This window comes from Elusimicrobiota bacterium (assembly GCA_026388095.1).
Lineage (GTDB): Bacteria > Elusimicrobiota > Elusimicrobia > UBA1565 > UBA9628 > UBA9628.
The window spans coordinates 21,311-44,528 of the sequence record JAPLKL010000079.1 but is presented as its reverse complement, the minus strand read 5'-3'; the positions used below and the strand labels follow the sequence as shown (position 1 = coordinate 44,528).

At 67.6% G+C, this 23,218-nt stretch carries 27 protein-coding genes and 1 pseudogene; 5 read left to right on the top strand and 23 right to left on the bottom strand.

Annotated features, from left to right (window positions below; genetic code table 11):
• Positions 1-14: 14 nt before the first annotated feature.
• The 16 genes from NTY77_20360 to NTY77_20285 form a co-directional block, all read right to left on the bottom strand.
• A complete protein-coding gene (locus NTY77_20360; GenBank protein MCX5797850.1) occupies positions 15-1,103 on the bottom strand; it encodes a PilT/PilU family type 4a pilus ATPase in 1,089 nt (362 codons plus the stop codon).
• Positions 1,104-1,114: 11 nt separating this feature from the next.
• Positions 1,115-1,390: a hypothetical protein gene (locus NTY77_20355; GenBank protein MCX5797849.1), complete on the bottom strand. Its 276-nt coding sequence runs from the start codon at positions 1,388-1,390 to the stop codon at positions 1,115-1,117.
• Positions 1,391-1,422: 32 nt separating this feature from the next.
• Entirely contained in the window at positions 1,423-1,713 is a 291-nt protein-coding gene (locus NTY77_20350) for a BMC domain-containing protein (GenBank protein ID MCX5797848.1), read from the bottom strand.
• A 93-nt stretch (positions 1,714-1,806) separates the two neighbouring features.
• On the bottom strand, positions 1,807-2,094 hold the full coding sequence (locus NTY77_20345) for a hypothetical protein (GenBank protein MCX5797847.1): 288 nt from the start codon (positions 2,092-2,094) through the stop codon (positions 1,807-1,809).
• A 2-nt stretch (positions 2,095-2,096) separates the two neighbouring features.
• Complete coding sequence (deoC, locus tag NTY77_20340) at positions 2,097-2,747, bottom strand: deoxyribose-phosphate aldolase (protein MCX5797846.1); 651 nt, start codon at positions 2,745-2,747, stop codon at positions 2,097-2,099.
• Between the two features lie 361 nt (positions 2,748-3,108).
• Complete coding sequence (locus NTY77_20335) at positions 3,109-3,405, bottom strand: EutN/CcmL family microcompartment protein (GenBank protein MCX5797845.1); 297 nt, start codon at positions 3,403-3,405, stop codon at positions 3,109-3,111.
• 24 nt (positions 3,406-3,429) lie between these two features.
• Positions 3,430-3,720, bottom strand: a complete 291-nt coding sequence (locus NTY77_20330) for an ethanolamine utilization protein EutN (protein MCX5797844.1) — start codon at positions 3,718-3,720, stop codon at positions 3,430-3,432.
• Positions 3,717-4,166 (bottom strand): RpiB/LacA/LacB family sugar-phosphate isomerase, encoded by a 450-nt coding sequence (locus NTY77_20325; GenBank protein ID MCX5797843.1) that lies wholly within the window; start codon positions 4,164-4,166, stop codon positions 3,717-3,719. Before NTY77_20325 ends, NTY77_20330 begins: the two co-directional genes overlap by 4 nt.
• Position 4,167: 1 nt before the next feature.
• On the bottom strand, positions 4,168-4,719 hold the full coding sequence (locus NTY77_20320; GenBank protein ID MCX5797842.1) for a BMC domain-containing protein: 552 nt from the start codon (positions 4,717-4,719) through the stop codon (positions 4,168-4,170).
• A 7-nt stretch (positions 4,720-4,726) separates the two neighbouring features.
• Complete coding sequence (locus tag NTY77_20315; protein MCX5797841.1) at positions 4,727-6,163, bottom strand: aldehyde dehydrogenase EutE; 1,437 nt, start codon at positions 6,161-6,163, stop codon at positions 4,727-4,729.
• Positions 6,153-6,461, bottom strand: a complete 309-nt coding sequence (locus NTY77_20310) for a EutN/CcmL family microcompartment protein (protein ID MCX5797840.1) — start codon at positions 6,459-6,461, stop codon at positions 6,153-6,155. The genes NTY77_20315 and NTY77_20310 overlap by 11 nt, the downstream gene beginning before the upstream one ends.
• Positions 6,462-6,475: 14 nt before the next feature.
• Positions 6,476-6,772 carry a BMC domain-containing protein gene (locus NTY77_20305; protein ID MCX5797839.1) on the bottom strand — a complete coding sequence of 99 codons (297 nt, stop codon included), beginning with the start codon at positions 6,770-6,772 and terminating at the stop codon, positions 6,476-6,478.
• An 11-nt stretch (positions 6,773-6,783) separates the two neighbouring features.
• Positions 6,784-7,419, bottom strand: a complete 636-nt coding sequence (locus tag NTY77_20300) for a phosphate propanoyltransferase (GenBank protein ID MCX5797838.1) — start codon at positions 7,417-7,419, stop codon at positions 6,784-6,786.
• Positions 7,420-7,425: 6 nt separating this feature from the next.
• A complete protein-coding gene (gene tpiA, locus NTY77_20295) occupies positions 7,426-8,202 on the bottom strand; it encodes a triose-phosphate isomerase (GenBank protein ID MCX5797837.1) in 777 nt (258 codons plus the stop codon).
• Between the two features lie 77 nt (positions 8,203-8,279).
• Positions 8,280-8,876 (bottom strand): hypothetical protein, encoded by a 597-nt coding sequence (locus NTY77_20290; GenBank protein ID MCX5797836.1) that lies wholly within the window; start codon positions 8,874-8,876, stop codon positions 8,280-8,282.
• A gap of 1 nt (position 8,877) precedes the next feature.
• Entirely contained in the window at positions 8,878-10,389 is a 1,512-nt protein-coding gene (locus tag NTY77_20285; protein MCX5797835.1) for a bifunctional UDP-sugar hydrolase/5'-nucleotidase, read from the bottom strand.
• Positions 10,390-11,370: 981 nt separating this feature from the next.
• Between NTY77_20285 and NTY77_20280 the strand changes: the two genes are divergently transcribed.
• From NTY77_20280 to NTY77_20260, 5 genes are all read left to right on the top strand, one after another.
• Entirely contained in the window at positions 11,371-12,777 is a 1,407-nt protein-coding gene (locus tag NTY77_20280) for a TldD/PmbA family protein (protein ID MCX5797834.1), read from the top strand.
• Entirely contained in the window at positions 12,774-13,202 is a 429-nt protein-coding gene (locus tag NTY77_20275) for a protease complex subunit PrcB family protein (protein ID MCX5797833.1), read from the top strand. The genes NTY77_20280 and NTY77_20275 overlap by 4 nt, the downstream gene beginning before the upstream one ends.
• Positions 13,203-13,234: 32 nt before the next feature.
• The gene (locus tag NTY77_20270) at positions 13,235-13,969 is read left to right on the top strand and encodes a hypothetical protein (GenBank protein MCX5797832.1); all 735 of its coding nucleotides are present in this window, start codon (positions 13,235-13,237) and stop codon (positions 13,967-13,969) included.
• Positions 13,966-15,561: a hypothetical protein gene (locus NTY77_20265; GenBank protein MCX5797831.1), complete on the top strand. Its 1,596-nt coding sequence runs from the start codon at positions 13,966-13,968 to the stop codon at positions 15,559-15,561. The genes NTY77_20270 and NTY77_20265 overlap by 4 nt, the downstream gene beginning before the upstream one ends.
• A 94-nt stretch (positions 15,562-15,655) precedes the next feature.
• Positions 15,656-16,618, top strand: a complete 963-nt coding sequence (locus NTY77_20260; protein MCX5797830.1) for an FkbM family methyltransferase — start codon at positions 15,656-15,658, stop codon at positions 16,616-16,618.
• Between the two features lie 13 nt (positions 16,619-16,631).
• Here NTY77_20260 and dapA read toward each other — a convergent pair whose 3' ends face one another.
• From dapA to NTY77_20225, 7 genes and pseudogenes are all read right to left on the bottom strand, one after another.
• Positions 16,632-17,513, bottom strand: a complete 882-nt coding sequence (dapA, locus tag NTY77_20255; GenBank protein MCX5797829.1) for a 4-hydroxy-tetrahydrodipicolinate synthase — start codon at positions 17,511-17,513, stop codon at positions 16,632-16,634.
• Positions 17,510-18,292, bottom strand: a complete 783-nt coding sequence (dapF, locus tag NTY77_20250; GenBank protein MCX5797828.1) for a diaminopimelate epimerase — start codon at positions 18,290-18,292, stop codon at positions 17,510-17,512. The genes dapA and dapF overlap by 4 nt, the downstream gene beginning before the upstream one ends.
• Complete coding sequence (locus NTY77_20245) at positions 18,289-19,239, bottom strand: tetratricopeptide repeat protein (GenBank protein ID MCX5797827.1); 951 nt, start codon at positions 19,237-19,239, stop codon at positions 18,289-18,291. The genes dapF and NTY77_20245 overlap by 4 nt, the downstream gene beginning before the upstream one ends.
• A pseudogene (locus tag NTY77_20240) lies at positions 19,236-20,081 on the bottom strand (patatin-like phospholipase family protein). The gene NTY77_20245 and the pseudogene NTY77_20240 overlap by 4 nt, the downstream one beginning before the upstream one ends.
• Before the next feature lie 134 nt (positions 20,082-20,215).
• Complete coding sequence (locus NTY77_20235; GenBank protein MCX5797826.1) at positions 20,216-21,568, bottom strand: TolC family protein; 1,353 nt, start codon at positions 21,566-21,568, stop codon at positions 20,216-20,218.
• A complete protein-coding gene (locus NTY77_20230; protein ID MCX5797825.1) occupies positions 21,568-22,128 on the bottom strand; it encodes a methyl-accepting chemotaxis protein in 561 nt (186 codons plus the stop codon). Before NTY77_20230 ends, NTY77_20235 begins: the two co-directional genes overlap by 1 nt.
• 3 nt (positions 22,129-22,131) lie before the next feature.
• On the bottom strand, positions 22,132-23,202 hold the full coding sequence (locus tag NTY77_20225) for an ATP-dependent 6-phosphofructokinase (protein MCX5797824.1): 1,071 nt from the start codon (positions 23,200-23,202) through the stop codon (positions 22,132-22,134).
• Positions 23,203-23,218: the final 16 nt, after the last annotated feature.

Here is a 23,218-nt window from a genome sequence, read left to right as displayed (position 1 = left end):
GCCTGGTCCTGTGCTCAGCCCTCCGCGCCGCCGGACAGGCCTTGGAGCCGGATCGTCACGTCTTGAGGGCTGGTCGAATTATCAACGACCGACTTCTGGTCGATCTTGCCTTCTTGGTAGAGGCGGACGAGGTCCTGGTCGAAGGAGTGCATGCCGTAGTAGGCGCCGCCCTCCATGACCTTGTAGATCTCGGAAGACTTGCCCTCCGTGATCTGGCCGCGGACCATATTGCTCCCGATGAGGATCTCCGTGGCCGGGAAGCGGGCCTTGCCATCCTTGGATGGGACCAGGCGCTGGGCCACGATTCCCCTGAGGGTGTTGGCCAGCTGCTGGCGGACCTGGTTGTGCTGGTGCGCGGGGTAGGTGTCGACGATGCGGTCCATGGTCTGGACCGCGTCCATGGTGTGGACCGTGGAGAGCACGAGGTGCCCGGTCTCCGCCGCGTTGAGGGCGGCCTGCATGGTCTCCAGGTCGCGCATCTCCCCCACGACGACCACGTCCGGGTCCTGGCGCAGGACGTGCCTCAGGGCGCTGGCGAAGGACTTGGTGTCGCGCCCGACCTCGCGCTGGACGACGGAGCTCTTGATGTCCGGATGGTAGAACTCGATGGGGTCCTCGATGGTGATGACGCGGTAGGGGCAGGTCTCGTTGATGTAGTTGAGGAAGCAGTTCATGGTCGTGGTCTTCCCCGCGCCCGTGATGCCGGCGAAGAGGATGAGCCCGCGGCCCTGTTCAGCCAGCTTCTTCATGGTCTCGGCCGGGAGGTTGAGATCCTCGAAGGAGCGCAGCTTCATGGGGATGACGCGCAGGGTCAGGCAGACGGAGCCGCGCTGCATGCAGACGTTGACCCGGAAGCGCGAGACCCCCTCGAGGCTGTAGGCGAGGTCGAGCTCCTGCTCGGCCTTGAAGACCTTCCTCTGCTCCTCGTTCATGAGCTGGTCCGCCATGGTCTGGATGTCCTGGGGAGCGGTCTTCTGGAGGTTGGCCGCCATGACCATGGCGCCGTGCAGCCGGAAGGCCGGGAAGGAATCCGCCTTGAAATGGATGTCGGAGATGTCCTTCTGGACCATCAATTTCAAAAGTCCCTTGATCTCGATCGCCATTATCGGTCAGTTCACTCCCGGATGATCTTGATGCGCCCCAGCGCAAGCCAATCGACAGCCAGGGGGCTGAGGATCGAATCCCTAGGTATTCTAAGCTCTTGCGAGTTTCCAGTCAATTGTTTCTTTATTTCGTATTCGGAAAGGAACTTTCGTCCCCGCATCTCATCATCCAGTCTGCTCCGAGCCGGCGGACAGACAGGAGCCGCCGCGACCTTGGGCGCCCGGGGTCCGACGTCCGTCCCCAGCCGCTCCAGGATGATATCGATGAGGTCGTCTCGCGTCAGCATGGACTCACAAGGCCCGCCAAGCGGCCGCGCCGCTATTTGTGGATCTTGATCGAGATCTGCTCGAGATACTTCTCGATGTCGTCATGCGGCCGCGGGATGACGTGGATGGCGACCATCTCGCCCACTTTCTGAGCCGCCGCCGCGCCGGCGTCCACGGCCGCGCGCACCGCCCCGACCTCGCCGCGGCACAGGGTCGTGACCAGGCCCGAGCCGATCTTCTCGTAGCCGAGCATGTGCACCTTGGCCGCCTTGGCCATGGCGTCGGAGGCCTCGATCATGCCCACGAAACCCTTCGTCTCCACCATCCCAAGAGCTTCCTTCATCTCCGCCATTGCTCCTCCTTTGGGGTCAGGTCTTGACATTTGACAAATCCAGGGATTAGACCTGAATGTCAAATGTCAAGACCTGACCCTCTATCATTGGACGTCGCCCGGCATCTCCGGCGGCTGCTCCAGCATCGCGTTGCATCGGCTGCAGCGCTTGGCCGGCCCGTAGGTGCGCACGCACTCGTCTTTCTCCGGCCACCACTCCTCGAAGAACATATCAGCCTTCTTCCGGCAGTGCAGGCAGTAGCGCTCCATGCCCGCCCCGCAGCAGGGACAGAACTTAGGAAAGAGATCTCCCTGCAGGTGCGAAAGCGTCCCGCAGGAGCCGCATTGCACGTCGATCTTGAGCTGATACTTGACCGGCTTGTTCTTGGCCATCCTCAGTACCCCTTGCCCTCGGAGGCCTGCCCCGACACGATGGCGACCGAAGCCGAGGTGCCCAAGCGCGTAGCGCCGGCCTGGATCATGGCCTCGGCAATCTTGGCGTCGCGGATGCCGCCCGAGGCCTTGACGCCCATCAGCGGCCCCACGGTCTGGCGCATGAGCTTGACGTCCTCCACCGTGGCCCCGCCGCCGCCGAAGCCCGTGGAGGTCTTGACGAAATCCGCGCCCGCCTTCTTGGACATGATGCAGGCGCGCACCTTCTCCTCGTCGGAGAGGAGCGAGGTCTCGAAGATGACCTTCAGGCACTTGCCGCGGGTCGCCTCGCGCACGGCCTTGATGTCCTCGTAGACCAGGGCATCGTTGCCGGACTTGAGGGCCCCGATGTTGATGACCATGTCGATCTCATCGGCGCCGTTGGCGATGGCATCGCGGGCCTCGATGGCCTTGACCGTGGAGGTCGTCGAGCCCAGGGGGAAGCCGATCACGGTGCAGACCTTCACGCCCGAGCCCTGCAGGAGCTGCGCGCTGTAAGCCACGTAGGAAGGATTGACGCAGACCGAGGCGAAGCAGAACTTGCGGGCTTCCTCGCAGAGCTTGGCGATCTCGGCCTGGGTGGCGTTGGGCTTGAGCAAGGTATGGTCGACCATGCGCGCCACGGACGAGGCGTGGGCCGTGGGCTGGCAGACCGCGATGCGGTCGGCGCCCAAGGCCTTCAAGGTGCTGGCGGTCGCGCCGGCGAAGGAGGCGCAGCGGCCGCAGGCGTTGCCCTCGCATTCCGCGCAAGCCTCGCCCATCTTGGGCGCGCCGCCCGGCCGCTGGGGCGTCCATTCCGAAGACGAGAAGACCTTCCCGGCCGAGCCGACCGTGGTGAGGGCGGGGCTCTCGGGCCTCTTGGGAGCGGGCTCGCAGGCGGAAGAGCCGCCGGCCTTGAGGTAGCCCTTGGCCGCCAGAGTCCTGACGACCTCCTCGACGATCTTGCGCAGGTCCTGTTCGTTCATGATAGTGTCCTCAGGTGTACTTCTTGGCCTTGCCGCCGGACGAGACGCTGTCCACGACCGCGCACACCACCGTGCGCACGGGAGCGGCCTCGTCCTTTATGATGCTGCGCGCGGACCCGCCCTCGTCGACCACCAGCACGATGTTTCCGGGGCCCGACTGCACGCCGCCGTCTACGGCCATGACCGCGTCTCCGATGCGCTCGCCCGTCATGGGGTCGATGGGCCTGACCAGCAGCAGACGGCGGTCCTTGAGGGACGGATGCTTCCTCGTCCCCCAGACATTGCCCACGACTTCTCCAATAAACATGATGGGGTCAGACCCTCACAAAGTTCACGAACCTTCCTTTTGTCTGAAATCCTTGACCTGGTGGCCGTCCACGATGGCCACGACCGCGGCGTCCACGGGTGGCACGTCCTTGAACGCGACCGCGGCCTCGCGGGAGGCGACCCAGTATACCTTCTCGGAGGCGCCGGCGCCGACCGCGTCGGCCGCCACCAGCGGGTCGCCGACCGGAGACTCGTCCTCCCAGCGCAGGGGCTGGATGAGCAGGAGCGTCTTGTTGTCGATGCCCGGGTCCTGCCGCGCGCAGAAGACCCGCCCGACCACTCGTGCCAGCTTCACTTGGAGTATTTCTTCTCTATGCCCGCGATCTTGGCCAGGCGTCCCTCGTGCCGGCCGCCCTCGAACTTGGTGGTGAAAAAAACGTTGAGGATCTCCGCCAGGACGAGCTCGCCGTGCGTCTTGCCGCCCAGGCAGAGCACGTTGGCGTCGTCGTGCGCCGCGGCGAAACGGGCCGAGACCGTGTCGTAGGCCGCGACCGCGCGCACTCCCGGGACCTTGTTGGCGGCCAAGGCCACGGCCCCGCCGAAGCCGTCGATGAGCACGCCCTTCTGGAAGTCCCCGCGCGTCACCGCCTCGGCCACGAGCTGGGCCACGTCCGGGTAGTCCACGCTCTCGGGCGAGTGGCAGCCGAAGTCGGACACCTCGTGGCCGAGCTTCTGGATGGTCTTCTTGACGAACTCCTTGGCGGCAAATCCCCCGTGATCCGACCCGATGACGATCTTCATCTTATTTCCCCACCGATTCCAAGAGCTGCCCATCGGCCTGGGCGATGACCACGTGCGAGACGACGCCCGCCTCGGGCACCACGCCGATGCCGGCCGCCACGGCGGAGCGGACGGCCCCGACCTCGCCGACCATGGTCACGTAGCCCTTGCCGCCCCCGACCGAGGTCTTGGTCTCGATGAGGGTCACGGACGCCGCCTTGGCCGCCGCGTCGGCCGCGCGCACGGTGGCGATGGCGTCCTTGGTCTCGATGATGCCCAGGGCGCCCAATTCCTTGACCGGGACGCGCTTGTCCAAGGTCGCCAGGACCTGGGAGTGGATGTTGCGGATGAGGACCTCGTCGATGAGCGACGGGCCCAGCATCTGGCGGCCGGCGCGCAGGGAACTCTCCACCTCTCCCACCGGGCCGGTGATGATGATCATGTACTTGCCCCGGGCGATGACCCCGGCGCGCGCGAGCTTCACCGAGGCCATCTTGCACATGGCATCCGACGCCTCGATGCCCTTGGCGATGGAGGACGACTCCAGGAGTCCTACGGCGATGTTGGCCAGCATGGTCACCTCACGCGATCCTAAAATAACCCACGACACAGCAGTGCAGCGGCCTGACGAAATGCGACGGTTTGGTGATCCCGTCCCCGGTGGGCGTGCCGATGGACATGGAGGCGTAGCCCTCGCCCAGGCCCAGGCCGTAGAGGGTCGGGGCGTTCTTGACGTAGATGGAGCACTGCATGCGCCGAGCCATGCGGGTCAGGTTCCCGATGTGGGTCGAGTACATGGCCGCGGAATGGTGATTTCTTCCTTCGGCCTGATACGCCAACTCGATGGCCGAGTCCACATCCGGCGCCGAGGTCACGGGCAGGACCGGCATGAGCTGCTCGGTCCAAACGAAAGGATGGTCGTTGGGCACGTCCGCCCACAAGAGGCGCGTGGCCGGCGGCACGTCCAGCCCGATGCCCTTGGCGATGACCGCCGCGTCGCGGCCCACATAGTCGCGGTTCAGGACCGGGTCCTTGCAGCCCCTGCCCCCTTCTTTGATGACGAGCTTGGTGACGGCGTCCATCTGGGAGGAATCGAGCTCGAAGGCCCGCGGGTCGCGCCGCATGCACTCCAGGAACCTGGCCTTGGCCGCCTCGACCACGATGACTTCCTTCTCCGCGATGCACAGCACGTTGTTGTCGAAACTCGCGCCGAAGATGATGTCCTCGGCGCACTTCGGGAACAGCGCCGTCTCATCGACCACCACCGGCGGGTTGCCCGGGCCGGCCGCGATGGTCTTGCAGGTCTTGCCCGTGGTCATGGCCACCTTCACGATGGCCGGCCCCCCGGTGACCATGTTGAGATGGACTCCGGGATGGGCCAGGAGGGCCTTGGTGGTCTCTTGCGAGGCGGGCGCGACCGTGCTGATGAGCCCCCGCGGCGCGCCGACCGAGACCGCCGCGGCGGCCAGGGCCCGCATGGCTTCGGCGCAGACCTTGGCCGAGGCCGGATGCGGGGCGAACACCACGGAATTGCCCGCCGCGATTATGCCGATGGCGTTGGAGATGACGGTCGCGGCCGGATTGGTCGAGGGCGTGATGGCGGCCACGACGCCGAAAGGGGCGTACTCCACCAGGGTCAGGCCTTTGTCGCCGGTGTAAGCCCGGGACTGCAGGTCCTCCACCCCGGGAGTCCGAGTCGCGCATAGGAGGTTCTTCTGCGTCTTGTCCTCGGCGCGGCCCATCTTCGTCTCTTCCTGGGCCATCCGGCCCCAGCGCTCGGCGTTGGCGATGGAGGTCTTGCGCATGGCCTTGATGACGGCCCGGCGCACTTCGAGCCCCTGCTCCTGGAACGTCTTCTGGGCCCGGGACGCCGCGGACACAGCCGCGTCCACCGTCGCAAAGACGACCTCATCGCCCCCCGCTGGCCCGGGCGCGGGGCTCGACAGGTCGAGCCCTTCCTGAGACTCCAGGCGCTTCAAGACCTCGCCGACTATCTTGGCTATCTCTTCAGCCTGCATTCCCATCCTCGGACTTCTTGAACACCGCCTTGCCGCCCTGCTCCACCGTGTCCACGATCGCGAAGATGACCGCGTCCACGGGATTGCCCTGGGTGCGCGAGGTCTGGCGGGCGCTGGAGCCCTGCACCAGCAGGACCAGCTCGCCCTCGCCGGACCCCACCGAGTCCACGGCCACGATGGGGTTGCCCTTGGGGGCGCCGGCGAGGTCCACGGGCTGCACCAGCAGGAGCTTGCACCCGACGAGCTTCTCGTCTTTCTGGGTGCAGACGACGTTTCCCGTCACGCGCGCGAAGATCAAGCTGGGATCCTCGCTTACTTGCGGCGGGCGAGGTTCTCAGGCAAAGAGATCGGCATCTTGCCCTCGAGGTCCGGATGCGGCTGCGGGATGACGTGGCAGGCCAGGAGCTCCCCGACCTTCTGGGCCGCAGCGGCGCCCGAGTCGCAGGCCGCCTTGCAGGCCGCGACCTCGCCCCGGAACAGGACGGTGACCAGGCCGGTCCCGACCTTCTCGTAGCCGACGAGCCTGACGTCAGCGGCCTTGACCGCGGCGTCCGCGGCCTCGATGCAGGCGACCAGCCCCCGAGTCTCGATCATTCCCAGTGCGTTCATTGTGTATCCCCCTATACGATATAGGCCAGATCCCCGTTCTTGACGCCGGCGGCGTTGGCCTCGTCCGTGTCCAGATGCAGCTCCAGGCTGAACTTGTCCGACACCCGCACGACCGTACCTTCAAAAACCGTCTCCCGCTGACCGCCCCGCCCCGCCCGGACCCGCACGGTCTCGCCGTTGGCCAGGCCGATGGCGGCCGCGTCAGCCGGGGTGCAGTGCAGGTGCCGGCGGGCCAAGATGAGCCCTTCCCGGACTTCGACCGACCCCTGCGGCCCGACCAACTTCAAGGGCGCCGAGCCCCCCAGGTCCCCGGACTCGCGCACCGGCGGCTTGACGCCCAAAGTGATGGCCTCGGTCCAGGACACCTCGATCTGGGTCTTGGGCCGGAAAGGACCGAGCAGGCGCACGCCCTTGATGCTCCCCTTGGCTCCCACGATGTCCATCTTCTCGTTGGACGCGAACTGGCCGGGCTGGGAGAGGTCGCGGAACTTGGTCAGGCCAGCGCCGTTCCCGAAAAGGGCCGCGAAATGCGACTGCGTGATGTGGGCGTGCCGGTTGGAAACGCCGATGGGAACGGGGGTCTGCGAGCGCCGCAGACGCTTCTCGATCTCCGCGGCCAGCCCCCGCACCAGCTCGGCGTTCTCCATCAGGATCTAGGCTTTGGCCGCGACCTGGAACCGGGCGATGCGCGCGAAGGCGGGCGCCTTGAGGCTGGCTCCGCCCACCAAGGCGCCGTCCAGGTCCGGCTGGGCCATGAGGTTGTCCACGGTCTCGGGAGTGACCGAGCCGCCGTAGAGGATGCGCAGGCCCGCGGCGAAGCCTTCTCCATAGAGCTTGGCCGCCTGCGCGCGCAGGAAATTGTGCGCCTCCTGGGCCTGGGCCGGGGTCGCGGTGACTCCGGTGCCGATGGCCCACACCGGCTCGTAGGCGACCACGACCGAGGAAACGTCCGCGGGGGCGAATCCCTTCAGGCCGCCGGTCATCTGGGTCTCCAGCACCCGGAAAGTCCGGTTGGACTGGCGCTCGTCGAGGGTCTCGCCCACGCAGACGATGGGGACCAGCTTGGCGGCCAGAGCCGCCTTGAGCTTCTTGTTGACCGCCTCGTCCGTGTCGCCGAAGAGCCGGCGCCGCTCGGAATGGCCGATGATGACGCAGGAGGCGCCCGCGTCGGCCAGCTGCGCCGCGGAGACCTCTCCGGTGAAGGCGCCCTGCGCCTCCCAGTAGAGATCCTGCCCGCCCAGCCGGACATGGCTGCCCTTGAGGACCTCGGCCACGACCGTCAGAGCGGTGAACGGGACGCAGACCGCCACCTCGGCCGGCGACTCCTTGGTGGCGTCGCGCACCGCCTTGGCCAGCTCCACGGATTGGGCCAAGGTCAGATGCATCTTCCAGTTGCCAGCGATGAAAGGCCGTCTGATGGGAGAGGTCATAAGAAGAATCCCCTTTGTGTGGCCATTTTGGCCACACACCACGACTTAGTTGATTCTATTAGAATCAATCTCGTAAGTCAATACTGGGAGAGCGGAAGGACCAACTCCCCCAGCGTGCCCGGGTGATAGTCCTCCTTCTGGTAGGACTTGGGGCTTCTCCGGATGCGGACGGCATAAACGCCCGCTTTCCGCGCATCCATTATGCCGGAGTCGCTGTCCGCCAAGAAAAGGATGAAGTTGCTCTTCTCCAGGAAACCCTTCTTGTCCCCGCGGTCCGCGGCGAAGAAGAACAGCGTCTTGGGCGTGAGCCGCCGCCACTCCTTACGCAAGGCCTCCCCATCCGTGGAGGGCCGGTCGGCGATGATGGCGACCTTGAAGCCGAACAACCGGAACGCCCAGGCCAGACCCTGGGGTATGAGCTTGGGCTGCTCGATGTCGTAGCTGAGGTTGACCACGGACCAGAATTGGGGCGTGAAGGGCTGCTGGACGTTCGCAAAGGCCTTCTGGTAGGCGGGCGTCGAGAAGACCAAGCCGTCGTCGTATTCGAAGGCCACGGCGAGCTTGGTGATGGTCGCCAGGCTGAAGACCAGGCCCCAGCAGCTCATCAGGGCCAGGATCTTCTTGGTGGTGGTCCAGGCGGCTTCGGTTTTGGCGCGGACGGTTTTCAGGACCATGTCAGTCTCCCAGAGGGACCAGGCGGTCGGCGGGCGGAGGCAGTATGCGGGGCTTCTGCAACGCGCAGGCCTGCATCACGTCCCGCAACGTCGTCTTGGTGAAGTCTGTGGCCTCGGCGGCGGCGAAGGCGGAGTAGTCGTCGCCGCCCTTGACCAGGAAATCGATGGTCGCGACCGTGTAGGTGGACTCGTCCACCAGCTCCCGGCCCCCGACTTTGACCTCGGCCAGGCGCCGGCCTTCGGGAGCCCGGCGATGGAAAGAGACCGTAGCCCCGGATATCTGGGCGATGCGGGGCAGGCCGACGCCGTGATCGAGCATGCTCTTGACGTCCTTGCCCTTCATGACCAGCTTGACCACCCGGTTGTCGAAGGGCATGACCTCGAAGAGGCGGCGCAAAGTCACGGGGCCGGCCGGGATGTCCGCGCGGATGCCGCCGCCGTTCTGCAGGGACAGGTCGGCCCCGGCCCAGTCGCGCTCGCAGTCCGTCATCCAGTCGCCCAAGGCCGATTCCCCGCTCTTATTGCGCAGCAGGGGCGCGCCGGCCGTGGCCACGACCACGTCGTATATGGCGGAGACCTCGCGGCCGAGCTTGCCCACGAGCTTGGCCACGGCCGGGTCGGTCCCGGTCTCATCGGGCCAGAGCTCCACGAGCCGGGCGGAGGACTGGACGACCTTGCCGGTGCGGGAATCGACATCCAGGCCGACCTCGCCCACCCGGATGAGCTCCGAGCCCGCCTGCACGATGAGGGTCCCGTGGACGGGATCGCGCTCGCCTTCGCTGAGCACCGCATGGGTGTGCCCGCCTACGATGAGGTCGATGCCCTCGACCTGCCGGGCCAGGAACCGGTCGGCTTCGAAGGTGGTGACGCCGGGCGGCTCCAGGCCCTGGTGCGAGAGCGCGATGATGACCGTGGCGCCCTTCTTGCGCAGGGCCGCGACCGCGTCCTTGGCCTCGTCCACGCCGCGGCGGAAGGACAGGCCCGCGATGCTCTCCGGGAAGGCGAGGTCCTTCATGTTGGTGGTCAGCAGGGCGAAGATCCCGACCCTGACCCCGCCGACCTCCTTGACCAGCCAGGGCTTGCACTGAGGGACGTGCCCGCCGTCGGAACGGTAGATGTTGGCGCAGAGCACCGGAGCCTGGACGGCCTTGATGATGCCTTCCAGATTGCGCCAGCCATTGTCGAAGTCGTGGTTGCCCACGGTGAGGGCGTCGTAGCCCACGGCGTTGAAGACTTCGGCCATGGACTTGCCGCCGCGGAGCGTCCCTTCGGGGGTGCCTTGGAACCAGTCGCCGGCGTCGAGCAGGAGCTTGGGGCCCTTGACTGTCTTGGCGTAGGCGGCAAGAGCCGCCGCGCCGCCGAGGGGGCGTTGGGGGTCGGTCCCGTAGGACTCGGCCGGCCTGGGCATGATCCAGCCGTGGATGTCGTTGGTGTGCAGGACGGTGATGTGGACGTTGCCGGCTCGGGCCGGCAGCGCCGCCGCCAGCAAGATGAGACACGCCGTTGCCTTCATTCCGGTCCTCAACCCACGACCGATGTTCCGTCGCCTTGGCATCGGGTGGGATTGTACCTAAAATCGACGGAATGTGGGAAACTCGAGTCTCGTCCGACACAAGACGAGCCAGAAAACACTGGCCGGCCCGATCCGAGATGAGCCCCGATGAGGCTATGGCCGGTGAATGTACGCGCCAGCATAATCAGGGCGGCATGCCCATCGCCAGGGAGGGCTCGGGTCTCACGGATGCTGCGGGGATAGAGCGCTTGCCCATCGGACAAGGCTTCTCTTCTTGATTGTTCCCGATGATGCGCCGGCCATGGGGCCTTTCGATTTACTCGACGGCCGTCCGTCTTTTTCTGCACCGTCCGCGCTCTGCGGCGGACTTCCGTTTTCCTCCGTTTTGGAAAAAATTGTCCTTATTTTCGCAGTGCTATTCACATCGCGCGCGCGATATGAATAGCATCGATATTTCCAGCGTAATTTTTTCAAAAACGTAGGGAGATCCGGCCAGGAATGAAGCTCGATGAAACCTCTTGCCGTGATCTGCCGAAAAGAAATGGCCATGGATCGGCTTGCCCGTCGTCGTTCTACGGGTTCGGCGCCCGGAAGGCGCCGCTCCCGGCCCGCTATCTCTTCCGGGCGCAGCGCCTTCGGCTCTGCGCGATTCCGTCCCGACCGATAAAGCTGGTCGGGACGGAATTCGAGGGAACAGCAGCGGCGTCCTACACTGCCTACACCTGCCCATAAGATTCCACAGAGAAGAAAAATCCGAAACCGAAAAGAGGGCCGAACGGCAACGGCCCATTCCTCTGCTCGACGGGACGGACTCGCGCTATTCGAGGCGCTTGGATCATATATGCCGCGCGCCGCGGCCCTCCCGCTAGGGCGCCGGCGGTATCGGAAGTTCCGCCGGTGCCGGCCGGACGGATGTCCTCACGGCCAGCGCTCTGGCCGGCGCCCTTCCTCCCGAAGAGCAGAAATGATACCTTTGACCTGATGCTCGGCGACGGCCTGGACACGGTCTCCTTGGACGAACTGGCGCGCTGCGTGCGCGGCGCCGACTACGGAGAAGTCTTCCTGGAGCAATCCGAGAGCGCGTCCGTGAGATTCGAGGACTCCCGCGTCGAGGACCTCGCCGCCGGCACCGAGCGCGGCGCGGGCTTGCGCTTCCTGCGCCGGCATGACCCCTCCTCCAAGACGCCCCAGGTCGAGACCTTGCAGGGCAGCGCCAACTCCTTGGCCCGCGGAGAGGCCCTGCGCCTGCGCGCGGCCCTGCTCGGCCCCGGCCCCGCCCCAGCGCCGGTCCCCCTGGGCCCGGCGCTGTCCTGGCGCGTCCCCGTGCGCACCGATCCGCGCACCGTCCCCCTCGACGACAAGATCGCCCTGCTCAAGAGCGTGGACCAAGCCGTGCGCTCGGGCTTCCCCCACATCCGCCAGGTGACCCTCGCCTACGGGGAAGGCCGTAAAGAGGTGCTCCTGGTCAACAGCGAAGGCGCCCATTGCCGCGCCTCGCGCGCAGCGGTCCTGCTCTCCGTCAACGTCGTGGCCGAGAAGGATGGCAACCTGCAGACCGGGCAGGCCGTGGTGGGCGGACTCAAAGGCTACGAGCTGCTCGCGGATTTCCGGCCGCTGGCCGCGGCCAAGGCCGCCGCGGAGCGGGCCCTGGCCAAGCTCGCCGCCCCCAAGGCCAAGGCCGGCGAGATGCCGGTCGTCATCTCCGCCCGGGCCGGCGGCACCCTCATCCACGAGGCCGTCGGCCATTCCCTCGAGGCGGACCTGGTCCAGGAAGGCACCTCTCCCGCCTACCAGGGCAAGATCGGCTCGCGCGTGGCGCCCGCGAACATCACGATCATCGATGACCCGACCATCCCCTGCTGCCGGGGCAGCTTCGGCTTCGACGACGAGGGCGTGCCGGCCCGGCCCACCGTCCTGGTCCGCGACGGCGTCCTGGTCGACTACCTTTACGACCGCGTCAGCGCCTTGAAGGAGGGGCGCCCCTCCAACGGCCACGGCCGGCGCGAGTCCTTCCAATGCCGTCCCATCCCCCGCATGTCCAACCTCTACATCGCCCCGGGTCAAGACGACCCCAAGGATATCCTGCGCAGCCTCAAGGCCGGCATCTTCGTGACCCGCATGGGCGGCGGCCAGGTCAACACGGCCACGGGCGAGTTCGTCTTCGAGGTGGACGAAGGCTACTGGGTGGAAGACGGGGTCATACGCCACCTCGTGCGCGACGCCAACCTCATGGGCGTGGGCTCCGAGGCCCTGGCCGCCATCGACCGCGTGGGCTGGGACATCGGCTGGGGCATCGGCACCTGCGGCAAGGACGGACAGGGAGTTCCGGTCTCGGATGGGATGCCCACCATCCGCATCCCGACCATGCTCATCGGAGGCCAGAATTGAGGACGAGCGCGGCGCTGGCTTTGGCCCTGGCTCTGGGCGCCTGCCGCGGGGCCCCGCAGGCCCAGGTGAAGGAGGCGGCCATGACAGAGTGGAAAGGGCAGTTCTCCGGCGCGGTCCAAGGCGCCCGGCGTGCCCTGCAGTCCGAGACGCAGTGGCGGGAGGCCTGGGCCGAGATCGGCCAGACGGCTCCGCCCGCCCCGGACTTCAAGACCCACTTCGCGGTCGCCGTACTCTTGGGGCAGCGCAGCACCGGCGGCTACCGCGTGCAGTGGCTGGAGCCCGACTCCTCGGGCGCCGCCACCGTGGTACGATATAGGGAGATGAAGCCAGACGGCATGGCGCTGCAGGCCCTGACCCAGCCCTACGCGGTCAAGGTCTTCCTGCGGGAGAAGGCCGACATCCGGGTGGAGGCGGCTGCGGATTGAACGCGGCGGCCTGGGGCGGTGTCCTATTATTGATGACCGCGGCCTGCGGGCCGGCCCGCGCCGCCGAGTCGCTGGGCGCCGGGACGGCGGGTCCCAAGCCGGGGTGGCAGCGCATGTCCAAGTCCCTCCTCTATTACGACGCCGAAGGCAACCTCTCCAATGAGATCGGTCTCGGCCGCTGGGAGGACGCTTCCTTGGCCCGGGTCAAGGTCAAGGTCATCGACGGCGGGACGTCGTCGGACGGAAGCTTCGCCTGGACGCTCGACAAGCGCACGACCTGGAACAGCCTCAAGACCAAGGTCCTGGAATCCCAGCACAGCCTGCGCTTCTTCGATCCCGGCGGCAAGGAGCTCTGGAGCGAGGAGGGGGCCGACTCCCTTCCGGGCAGCGCCCCCCTGGTCTTCTCGGACGACGGCAAGACCTGCCTGCTCGCGCTGCGGCGTGGCGCGGGCTGGTACGCGCTGGTGAAGACCTACCTGGGCAACACCCTGTGGGAGCTCGGCCCCTTCCCCAAGCTCGAGGCCCTGCAGATCTCCCCCAACGGCCGCTACGGCATGGTCAGTTGGAACGACCCGGACAAGACCGCCTCGCGCAGCTTCCTCGACCTGCAGGGGAAGGTCCGCCAGGACGTGGCCTCGGACCTCTTCCTGCTCGGCAAGACCGCTGTGGACGACCAGGGCCGGGCCTTTTCCGGGTCCAGGCAGGTATTCTCCTTCTCCGCTGCGTCCACAGCCCCCGTCGCCGGCCAGGGGAGGTCATCGCCATGACCGTCCTGCCTTGGCTCCTCGTCGCCGTCCTGGGCCTGGCCCGGGCCGATGACGAGGTCGCGGGAACCGCGTCGGACTCCGCGACGCAATCCGACGTCTCCCGCGCCATGCAGGAGACCCTGCGCCGGGACCCGGCCGTGGCGGCCTCTTTGGCCGCGCGCATCCTGCGCTCCAGCATCGCCGACCGCATCTCGACCTCGGCCGACCCCGCGCAGCGCCTCGGGGAGATCCGCAAATGGGTCGACGCCAATCCCGACGCGGCCGCCCATCTGGCCGTCGGCCTGGCCCAGGACGACCAGGAAGGCGCCCACCGCTTCGAGCAGACCGTCCTGCGCAACACCGACCGCAGCTTCCAGATCGACGCCGCGCGCGTGCGCGACAGCACCTACGGCCAGCTCAAGAAGAGCAGCCTCGATTCCAAGCTCATGCGCGCCGACGGCGCGATGAGCGAGGAGGAGAAGCGCGAGATCCTCAAGACCATGTTCGAAGGCCAGGGCGGCATGTCGAACCAGATCATCACCGAGGCCAAGGACGACAAGCGCCCCGGCGGCGCGGCCGGAGCCCCCGGCGCCGCGGGCCTGGCGGCCGGCTACTACGACCGCTTGAGCCGCCTCAACCTGCGGGGCTACTCGCCCCAGCTCATGGCCATCCAGAGCGCCCTGAACCAGCGGCGCGCTCCCGGCGCGCCCAAGCTATTGGAGACCGGGAAACTCGACTACGAGACCCTGAGCTACCCCGCCTACGGCATGCGCTATGACCTGCGCAACCTCGAGACCCGCCTGCGCCTCCAAGAGAACCTCGAGCTGGCCCGGCTGGCCGGCCTGGAGGGCCGGTACCGGCCGGAGCAGCTCCTCGACCCCCAGGTGGAGGCCCTGCTCAAACAGAAGACCTCGGCCCTCAAGACCTCCCCCCGCTTCGCCGCCCGCCGGATCGCCCTGGAACGCGCGGCCGCGGCGCTGCGCGACTTCGAGGCCGCGGCCCTGCGCGCCCGGGACCCCAACGGCATCACCCGCGGCCTGCTCGCGGACCTCGGCTCCAAGCAGAAGGAAGCGGCGCGCTGGATCACGGTGGCGTCTTTGGAGGAGGAGCTCCAGCGCATCGAGAGCGAGGCGGGCTTCCTCTCGCCCGAGCTCAAGGCGCTAATCGCCGGCTGTCCGGTCGCGGAGGCGAGCCGCGGCGCCTACCAGCGCCGGGGCGAGGGATTCGAGCAGGCCCTGCTCAAGATGAAGGCCAATGCCGAGGACTCCATCCGCAGGCTCGAGGCCGATGACTGGCAGGCGACGGTCGCCGCGGTCGAAGCCGCCCTGGCGGAGAACGCGGTCCTGCGCAAGGACCTCAGCCGCAACATCCGGGACTTCGTCAAGACCCCATTCCAACTGCGCTCCCTCTATGCGCCGCAGCCCCGCTGGCGGGGGCTCCTCGAAGGCGCCCTGGAGCGCTACCTGCCCGGCACCAGCTGGGGCCGGCGCCTGCGCGAGCGGTCCCGCCAGCGCGCGACCCTCGCGGACGTCTTCGCCAAGATCGCGACCGGCGACCTGGAGGCCGCCCACACCATACTCGCCTCCACCGAACCCGGGCCCGTCCGGAAGTGATGCTCCGGGAGAACCTGGGCCGGGGCAGCATCCTGGCGGGGACATCCCGCCCCGCGTTGTTGCGGGCCCTGCGGCGCAGGGCCCAGGAGAGAGCATGACCGACAACGCCGAACAGCTGCCTCCCGGACGGTCAGACCTGCTTGATGGTCTCGACCGGCTGCTGAAAGTCCGAAGGCTGTCCAAACTGGGCCGGCTGCGGAACTTTCCGCTCGCGACTGCGCGCAACTCTTTGAAGATGCGTTTGGTCTCCCTCTATGCCTCGTGGTTCGGGGGACACATGACCCCGACGGTGGACACGTTCTTCGGTGAGCGTATGACCCTCGTCGTTCCGCCGCTTGGCGACATCTGGCTATACGGAGCCGACATCGACATCGACGCGGAAGCTCGCTTGACCAAGTTCCTGATCCGAGACTTGAGGGAAGGAGAGGTCTTCTTCGACCTGGGGGCGAATCTAGGCTACTATAGTCTCCTGGCCGCGAAGCTGGTGGGGGCCACGGGCTGCGTCCATGCGTTCGAGCCCTCGCCGTTCCTACTGCCCCTGCTGCGCGCCAATCTGAAACGCAAACCGAATGCGCAGGCCGTCGACAAAGCCCTCAGCGACAAGACGGAAGTCACCCGCTTCTTCATCGCCCCTCTCCCTTTTATCGGAACCTCTTCCCTGAGGCCGGATTGGCAGCGACGGACCACGCCCACCGAGGTCGAGACCATATCCCTGGACGAGTATTGCCGTTCCCGGGATGTCTCTCCTTCGTTCCTGAAGATCGACGTGGAGGGGCTGGAGGACAAGGTCATCAGCGGAGGAGCCGAGCTCCTGAAGCGAAGCTCGCCTCGGATAGCCCTGGAGGTCCTCTTCAATCCCATTCAGGATGTCTACAGGAATTCATTCCGGCTCCTGCGGGATCTCGGCTATAGGCCTTCCGCGATCAATGCGGAAGGACGTCTCGACGCCCTAGGTTTTGAGGATCTGGATGACTATTTCCAGGAGCTTGGGCGGCGGTATCAAGTCGTGCACGACGTGCCTAACGACTTCGACAATCTGATCTTCAAAAAGCCTTAGCGCGGCCGGAGAGCTAGATCAGGCCGCAGGCGGCCAGTTCCCGCCGCAGCAGGACCCGGTTCGCCGCGGTAAGAGCGGTCAAGGGCAGGCGGGGAGTCCCGCCGCAGAGCCCCATCATCTCCAAGGCCGCCTTGACCGGGATGGGGTTGGTCTCCACGAAAAGGGCCTTGATCAAGCCGAAGAGCTTGAGGTGCAGGCCGCGCGCCTTCCTGAAGTCCCCGGCCAGAGCGGCCGCGCACAACGCCGCGGTCTGCTTGGGCGCCACGTTGGCCACGACCGAGATGACTCCGGCCGCGCCCACGGCCATCATGGGCACGGTCAGGCTGTCATCGCCGGAAAGGACCGCGAAGCCCTTGGCCGCTCCGGCCACGATCTCGCTGGCCTGGTCGATGTTCCCGGAGGCCTCCTTGACCGCGGACACGTTCGGGCAGTCCGCCGCGATGCGCAGCAGGGTCTTGGGGCTGATGTTGACCGCGGTGCGCCCCGGGATGTTGTAGACGACGACGGGCAGCCGCGTGTTGCGGGCCACGGCGCGGAAGTGCTGGTAGAGCCCCTCTTGGGTGGGCTTGTTGTAGTAGGGCGACAGGACCAGAAGGGCGTCGGCTCCCAGGCTCTCGGCCTCGCGCGCCAGCTCCACCGCTCTGGCCGTGGCGTTGGTGCCCACCCCGGCGATGACCGGCAGCAGCCCACGGGATTCCTCCAACGTCAGCGTCAGGACGCGGCGGTACTCCTCATGGGTCAAGGTCGCGGCCTCGCCGGTCGAGCCGCAGGGCACCAGGCCCGCGGTCCCGGCGCGAAGGTGGCCGCGCACCAAGCGCCGCAACGCGGCCTCGTCGAGTCCGCCCCCCTTCGTGAACGGCGTGGCCAGCGCCACATAAGAACCCGCGAACCTCATGGTCTTACCTCCCCCTCGAAAACGATCCGGACCGGGCCCGAGAGCCGGACATCCCGGACCGCGCCGTCCTGGGTACGGAAAGACACGGCCAAGGCCTGCCCGCCGCGCACGAGCACCTTGACTGGCGGGCGCACCCAGCCCAGCCGCCAAGCGACCACGGCCGCGGCCGCGGCGCCCGTGCCGCAGGCCCAGGTCTCACCCTCTACGCCGCGCTCATAGGTGCGCATGCGCAGGGCCGGGCCGCGGCGCGAGATGAAATCCACGTTGGCGCCGCCGCGCCCGAAGGCCGGGTGCCGGCGGATGGCCCGGCCGAAGTCGACGACCGGGAATCCCTCCAGGCCCCGCACCGGCACCACCGCGTGCGGCACCCCCATGTTCACGGCGTGGGCCCGGAGACTGCGGCCCTTGACCCGGAGCGTCAGGCCCAAGCGCAGCCCCTTGGGCCCGGGCATGGACAAGGCGACCAGCCCGCGGCCGGTCACTCGCGCCGCGACCGCGCCCGCGCGGGTGCGCAGGCGCATGCGCCGGCCGGCCCAGCCCCGGGAGAAGGCCCACCAGGCCGCGCAGCGGGTCCCGTTGCCGCAGAAAGCGGCGGAGCCGTCCGCGTTGAAATAGCGCAGGTCCACGCCGCCGGCGGCGCGGCGGACCAAGAGCAGTCCGTCGGCGCCCACGCCGCCGCGGCGGTCGCAGAGCCGGCGCGCCAGGGCGCCCGGGGCGCGGACCGCCGAGGCCACCAGCACGAAATCGTTGCCCGCCGCGGTCAGCTTCCAGAATCTCAACGCGGCCCTCCGATCAAGGCCGCCAGGGCCGCGCAGACCTTCGCGGTGAAGGGGCCGGAGGCGCCCTGAGTCGCGGCTTCCCTCAGCAAAGCCTGGGCTTGGACGCGGCGGCCGACCTTGAGCTCGAGCCGGGCGCGGACATAGAGCCCTAAGGGGTCGCCCGGGCGGACGCGCAAGAGGGCCTGCGCTGCGGCCGCGGCATCCGCCGCGCGCCCCGCCTCCATGAGCCACAGAGCGCGCGCCCGCAAGGCTTCGGGCTTGCCGGCTCGGGAGGGCCCCTCCAGCTCGGCCAGGGCCTCGTCGATGCGGCCCACGGCGCGCAGGATGAGGGCCAAGTCCAGCCCGGCCTCCGCGTCGCCGGGGTCCAGGGCCAAGGCCCGACGCATGGCCGGCTCCGCGGTACGGTAATCCCGCGCCTCGTAGAGCTCCTCGCCGTATTCCCGCCAGAGGTCCCCTCTCTGCGGAAAGCCCTGCAAAGCCTTCTCGAAGTGGTCCGCGCTGCTGTCTAGGAAGCCCAAGGCGTGGTCGATCTGGGCCAGACCCAGATGGCCTTGGGCGTTGGCCGGATCGAGGCGCACGAGCTTCTCGTAGATAGGCTGGGCCTGCTCCTCCAGGCCGGAGCGGTGCAAGAGCATAGCCAGCCGCTCCATGAGGTCCCGGTCGCGCGGGAAGAGCTGCACGGCCACCTGGTAGGCGCTCAGGCTCTTGTCCAAGCGCCCGGTGACTTCGTAACTCGCGGCCAGCAGGGCGTAGCCGCGCCGCAGGTCGTCGCCGCGCAACTTCAGAAGCCCGTCCGGGTAGAGGGCGGCGATGACCGCTTCGTGGCGGCCCGCGCCGAACTGCTTTTGCAGGGCCTTGATGGTCTCGCTGCGGGAGCCCCACAGACCCCAGGCTGGGACGGCCGCGGTCAGGAGACCGGCCAGAACCGCCGCTCGCGCTCCTTTCATCGGATCTCCGGCGCCGGGGCTTCGGGACCCCAGTCCCGCGCCATGGGCTCCAGCGAAAAGAGCAGCAGGTTCTCCATGGCCGGCCGGAGCGCCTTGTAGGCCGTGATGACTCCCTTGGACATGGCCTCCGGTGCCCGCGAGGTCTCTGTGACGCCGATGTTCCCGACGGGGGGAGCGATGACGAACTGCGCCAGCGCGCGCTGCCCCCGGGCCAGGAGCGCCCCGCGGATGTCGATGACCTGCTCGAACATCTCCAGCACGGTCTGGGGCCGCGCGCTGCGGTAGTCGCTCTCCGTGATGCTGGCCAGCACCCACCGCGCTCCCAGCGCGCGCGCCGCGTCTATGGGGATGTAGTCGACCACCCCGCCGTCGACCAGGAAGCGCTGGCGGTAGGCCACGGGCGTGAACACGCCGGGCAGGTTCATACTGGCGCGCACGGCCGTGGCCACGTCGCCCTCGCGGAAGAGCACTCTCTCACCGGTGTAGATGTCCATGGCCACGCAGGCGAAGGGGATAGGCAGTTGGTCGAAGCGCAGACCGCCGATCTCGCCGCGGATGAGCTTCTCCGTGTTCTCCGAGGAGAGCAGCTTGTCCACGAGCATCAGCTGCACCAGATGGAAGCTGTTGAAGTTGCTGGCCATGCTCAGATTGAGCCCGGACATGATCTCCCAGATCCTCTTCACCGGACGGCCCGCTGCGTACAGGGATCCGATGACCGCGCCCATGGAGGTGCCGGCCACGGCATCGATGGGAAAGCCGGCTTGGTCGAGGACCTGCAGGACCCCCACGTGAGCGGTGCCGCGCGTAGACCCCGCGGAGAGCACCAACCCCACCTTGGGGCGCCGGGACGGAGGCCGGGAGGTCAGGTCCCGCCAGAGATGGGCGCGCAGCAGGCCGTCGGGCGAGTAGTCCGGGGCCGCCCACGCGGCCGGAACGGGGAGCCACAAGGCCAGGGCCAGGGCCAGCCCGGCGAGCCTCACGGCGCCAGTTCCCGGCCCACGGCGCGCTCCAGGCGCGCCCGGGCCAGGGTCGACTCGGTCGCCGATTCCAGGTAGGAAAGCCTCATCTCGATGACGGTCATCAGAGCCCGCAGCTTGCCCAAGGAGGCCGGGGCCGCCGGGGCCGCCTTGTCGTAGATGCCGGAGACGGCTCGGAACTGCTGGCTGCGCAACCCCGCTTCCAGACTCCAATAGGCCAGCTGCTCGCAAGCCTGCCGGACCTCGAGGCGGACCTGGTCCTGGAGCGCGGCGCGCTTGAGCTGACCCTGGCGCTGCTCGGCCCGCTTCTGGCGCAGCTTGGTGAGCACGTCGTAAGTGAACGGGAGCTTGATGCCGATGCCGACGTCCCAGTTGTTGTTGAGCAGGGGGAAATGCTGGTCCGTGAAATCGTAGTCGCCGGCCAAGAACAGCGTCGGGTAGCGCCGGCTGATGGCCAGGTTCACGGCCAGGGCGTCCATCTCCGCCTTGAAGGTCTCGGCCTGCAGCTCCGGGCGCAGTTCCAAGGCCCAGAGGGCCGCCTTCTGGGGGTCCACCGCCACGGACTGCGGCTCGATGCGCCCCGCGATGCGGAACGCCGCATCGAGCTCCAGGTTCAAGGCCTTGAGAAAATCCAGCCGCCGCAGGGAGGATTGCCGCATGGCCTCTGCGGCCCACTGCCGGGACTTCTCGCCGATGCCCTCGGCCTCGATGCGCTCCCAGGGGCTCAAGCTCAGGGCCGCGGCCATGCGCTGGGCCTCGCTGACCGTCTCGGTGGTCGCGGCCAGCCGTTCCTGCGCCATGAGCAGACGGTAGAAGGCCTCCTTGACCGCCAGGACGACCTCCATCTTGACGGTCTCATAGTTGCTCTGGGCCTGCTTGAGCGCGGCCTGGGCCATGCGCAGGGTGTTGACGCTGCGGCCGCCCTCATAGAGGGGAAAATTCATGTAGCCCCGGCCCGAGTAGATGTTCTCGGAGCCGGTGGGGTTGAAGATGGAACCCCGGGGGAAGCCCAGGACGCTGCCCAACGCGGGCGAGAAGGCGATGGGATAACGGGCGTCGAATTTGGCCGCCGAGGCCTGCAGGCCGAACTCGGGCAGGAACTCGAGCTTGGCCTCGCTGAGCCTCTGCTGGGCGATGATGCGGTCCTGCTCGGCGGAGAGCAGGCGCGAGTCGTTCTTGAGCGCGATGGCCAAGGCCCCGTCGAGATCGAAGGCGAGCTCCTGAAGGCCCGGTTCGGCGGGGGCGGAGATGATCGAGAACGCCGGGGCCGCGGGCACGACCACGGCCCCTTGGGCCGGCGAAGACCAGAGGCCCGAGACGATCAACGCAGCCGTCAGAAGAAGCGAAGTCACTAGACCTTGAAGGATTGCGTCAGGTGCTGCAGCTCCAGCTTGAGTGAGACCAGTTCCTCGCGCGCGGCCGTGGCCCCTTCGGGGAGCTTCTTGGCGATCTCCTCCACGCGCGCGGCCAGATGCCCGGCCAGGTTGCGGTCCTTCTGGACCAGCACCTGCAGGCCGGCGATCATGGCGTTGAACTCGTCCTGCAATTCCATGAGCTCGTCGCCGGTGCGCAGCGAGACCCGGTGGGTCAAGTCGCCCTTGGCCACGCTCTGGGCCGATTTCTCGAACCGGAAGATGGGCCCGGCGAAACGATGGGAGACGAAGACCGAGATGAGCAGCATCAGGGCCAGATAGAGGACGAGCTTGACCAGGATGATGGCGTTGAACTGCGACGCGGCCGTGGCCAGCGACGGGGCCTCGGTCACGATGAGGCGGTACATGTTGTAATAGATGTCGCCGCCGATGATGAGCGAGGCGCACAGCACGCTCAAGAACACCATCCCCACGTACTTGAACTGGAGCTGGCGCTTGACCAGGACGGTGCGGCGCTGGAACTTCTGGGGTTCGGCCATAGCTTATCGGGAAGCGAGGGCCTTGGCCTTGCCCGCGCAGCCGGTGCACACGAGGTCGGCCAGCGCGAGCCACTCGGCCGGAACGGTCTTCAAGGTCCCGGTGGCCTTCTCCAGGGGCACCCCGGAGACCTCGTTGCCGCGCAGGGCCACCATCTGGCCGAACTTGCCCTCGGCCGCCAGTTGGGCGGCCTTGACTCCCACGCGGGTGCCCAGGATGCGGTCGAAGAGGGTCGGCGCGCCGCCGCGCTGCATGTGGCCGATGACCGCGCTGCGCGTCTCGATGCCGGTCTTCTTCTCGATGATCTCCGCGAGGCGTTCGGCGACGCCGCGCTTCTTGAGGATCATGTGCCCGAACTCGTCGAGCTCCTCCATGCCCGTCTCGCCCATCTCCAAGGCCTCGGAGGCGACCACCAGAGCGACCTTCTTGCGCGCGTGCGCCTCTTTGAGCCTGCGGGTCATATCCTCCACGTCCACCTTGCGCTCGGGCAGGCAGACGTAGTCCGCGCCCGCGCCCATCGCGGTATAAAGAGCGACCCAGCCGGCGTGGCGGCCCATGACCTCCAGGACCATGATGCGGCGGTGGCTGCGGCCGGTGTCGACGAGGCGCTCGCCGGCCTCCATGGCCAGCGTGGCCGCGGTGTCGAAGCCGAAAGTGAAGTCCGTGGCGGAGAGGTCGTTGTCCATGGTCTTGGGCACGCCGACCACGCTGCACTTGTGCTCCTTGTAGAGCTTGGAGGCGACTCCCAAGGTGTCCTCGCCGCCCATGGCGATGAGGGCGTCGAGGCCCAGCTTCTTGAAGGTCTCCAGGACCGCGGGCACGCCGTTCTCCTTCTTGTAGGGGTTGGTGCGGGAGGTGCCCAGGATGGTGCCCCCCTTGCCCACGATCTCCGCGACGTCCGCGGGGGTCAGGACCTGGTGCTCGCCGGTGAGCATGCCCTTCCAGCCCTCCTGCAGGCCCAGGCACTCGTAGCCCAGGGCCGAGGCCTGGATGACCGCGCCGCGGATGGCGGGGTTGAGGCCCGGGCAGTCGCCGCCGCCGGTGAGTATGCCGACGCGCTTGCCTTTCTTGGTCACGGGACAAGTCCTCCTT

What these genes read in the sequence shown, in the direction of transcription:
- NTY77_20360 (MCX5797850.1), bottom strand. Translation starts at nt 1,103, where the DNA reads ATGGCGATCGAGATCAAGGGACTTTTGAAATTGATGGTCCAGAAGGAC.
- NTY77_20355 (MCX5797849.1), bottom strand. Translation starts at nt 1,390, where the DNA reads ATGCTGACGCGAGACGACCTCATCGATATCATCCTGGAGCGGCTGGGG.
- NTY77_20350 (MCX5797848.1), bottom strand. Translation starts at nt 1,713, where the DNA reads ATGAAGGAAGCTCTTGGGATGGTGGAGACGAAGGGTTTCGTGGGCATG.
- NTY77_20345 (MCX5797847.1), bottom strand. Translation starts at nt 2,094, where the DNA reads ATGGCCAAGAACAAGCCGGTCAAGTATCAGCTCAAGATCGACGTGCAA.
- deoC (MCX5797846.1), bottom strand. Translation starts at nt 2,747, where the DNA reads ATGGTCGACCATACCTTGCTCAAGCCCAACGCCACCCAGGCCGAGATC.
- NTY77_20335 (MCX5797845.1), bottom strand. Translation starts at nt 3,405, where the DNA reads ATGTTTATTGGAGAAGTCGTGGGCAATGTCTGGGGGACGAGGAAGCAT.
- NTY77_20325 (MCX5797843.1), bottom strand. Translation starts at nt 4,166, where the DNA reads ATGAAGATCGTCATCGGGTCGGATCACGGGGGATTTGCCGCCAAGGAG.
- NTY77_20320 (MCX5797842.1), bottom strand. Translation starts at nt 4,719, where the DNA reads ATGCTGGCCAACATCGCCGTAGGACTCCTGGAGTCGTCCTCCATCGCC.
- NTY77_20315 (MCX5797841.1), bottom strand. Translation starts at nt 6,163, where the DNA reads ATGCAGGCTGAAGAGATAGCCAAGATAGTCGGCGAGGTCTTGAAGCGC.
- NTY77_20305 (MCX5797839.1), bottom strand. Translation starts at nt 6,772, where the DNA reads ATGAACGCACTGGGAATGATCGAGACTCGGGGGCTGGTCGCCTGCATC.
- NTY77_20300 (MCX5797838.1), bottom strand. Translation starts at nt 7,419, where the DNA reads ATGGAGAACGCCGAGCTGGTGCGGGGGCTGGCCGCGGAGATCGAGAAG.
- tpiA (MCX5797837.1), bottom strand. Translation starts at nt 8,202, where the DNA reads ATGACCTCTCCCATCAGACGGCCTTTCATCGCTGGCAACTGGAAGATG.
- NTY77_20290 (MCX5797836.1), bottom strand. Translation starts at nt 8,876, where the DNA reads ATGGTCCTGAAAACCGTCCGCGCCAAAACCGAAGCCGCCTGGACCACC.
- NTY77_20285 (MCX5797835.1), bottom strand. Translation starts at nt 10,389, where the DNA reads ATGAAGGCAACGGCGTGTCTCATCTTGCTGGCGGCGGCGCTGCCGGCC.
- NTY77_20280 (MCX5797834.1), top strand. Translation starts at nt 11,371, where the DNA reads ATGCTCGGCGACGGCCTGGACACGGTCTCCTTGGACGAACTGGCGCGC.
- NTY77_20270 (MCX5797832.1), top strand. Translation starts at nt 13,235, where the DNA reads ATGACCGCGGCCTGCGGGCCGGCCCGCGCCGCCGAGTCGCTGGGCGCC.
- NTY77_20265 (MCX5797831.1), top strand. Translation starts at nt 13,966, where the DNA reads ATGACCGTCCTGCCTTGGCTCCTCGTCGCCGTCCTGGGCCTGGCCCGG.
- NTY77_20260 (MCX5797830.1), top strand. Translation starts at nt 15,656, where the DNA reads ATGACCGACAACGCCGAACAGCTGCCTCCCGGACGGTCAGACCTGCTT.
- dapA (MCX5797829.1), bottom strand. Translation starts at nt 17,513, where the DNA reads ATGAGGTTCGCGGGTTCTTATGTGGCGCTGGCCACGCCGTTCACGAAG.
- NTY77_20245 (MCX5797827.1), bottom strand. Translation starts at nt 19,239, where the DNA reads ATGAAAGGAGCGCGAGCGGCGGTTCTGGCCGGTCTCCTGACCGCGGCC.
- NTY77_20230 (MCX5797825.1), bottom strand. Translation starts at nt 22,128, where the DNA reads ATGGCCGAACCCCAGAAGTTCCAGCGCCGCACCGTCCTGGTCAAGCGC.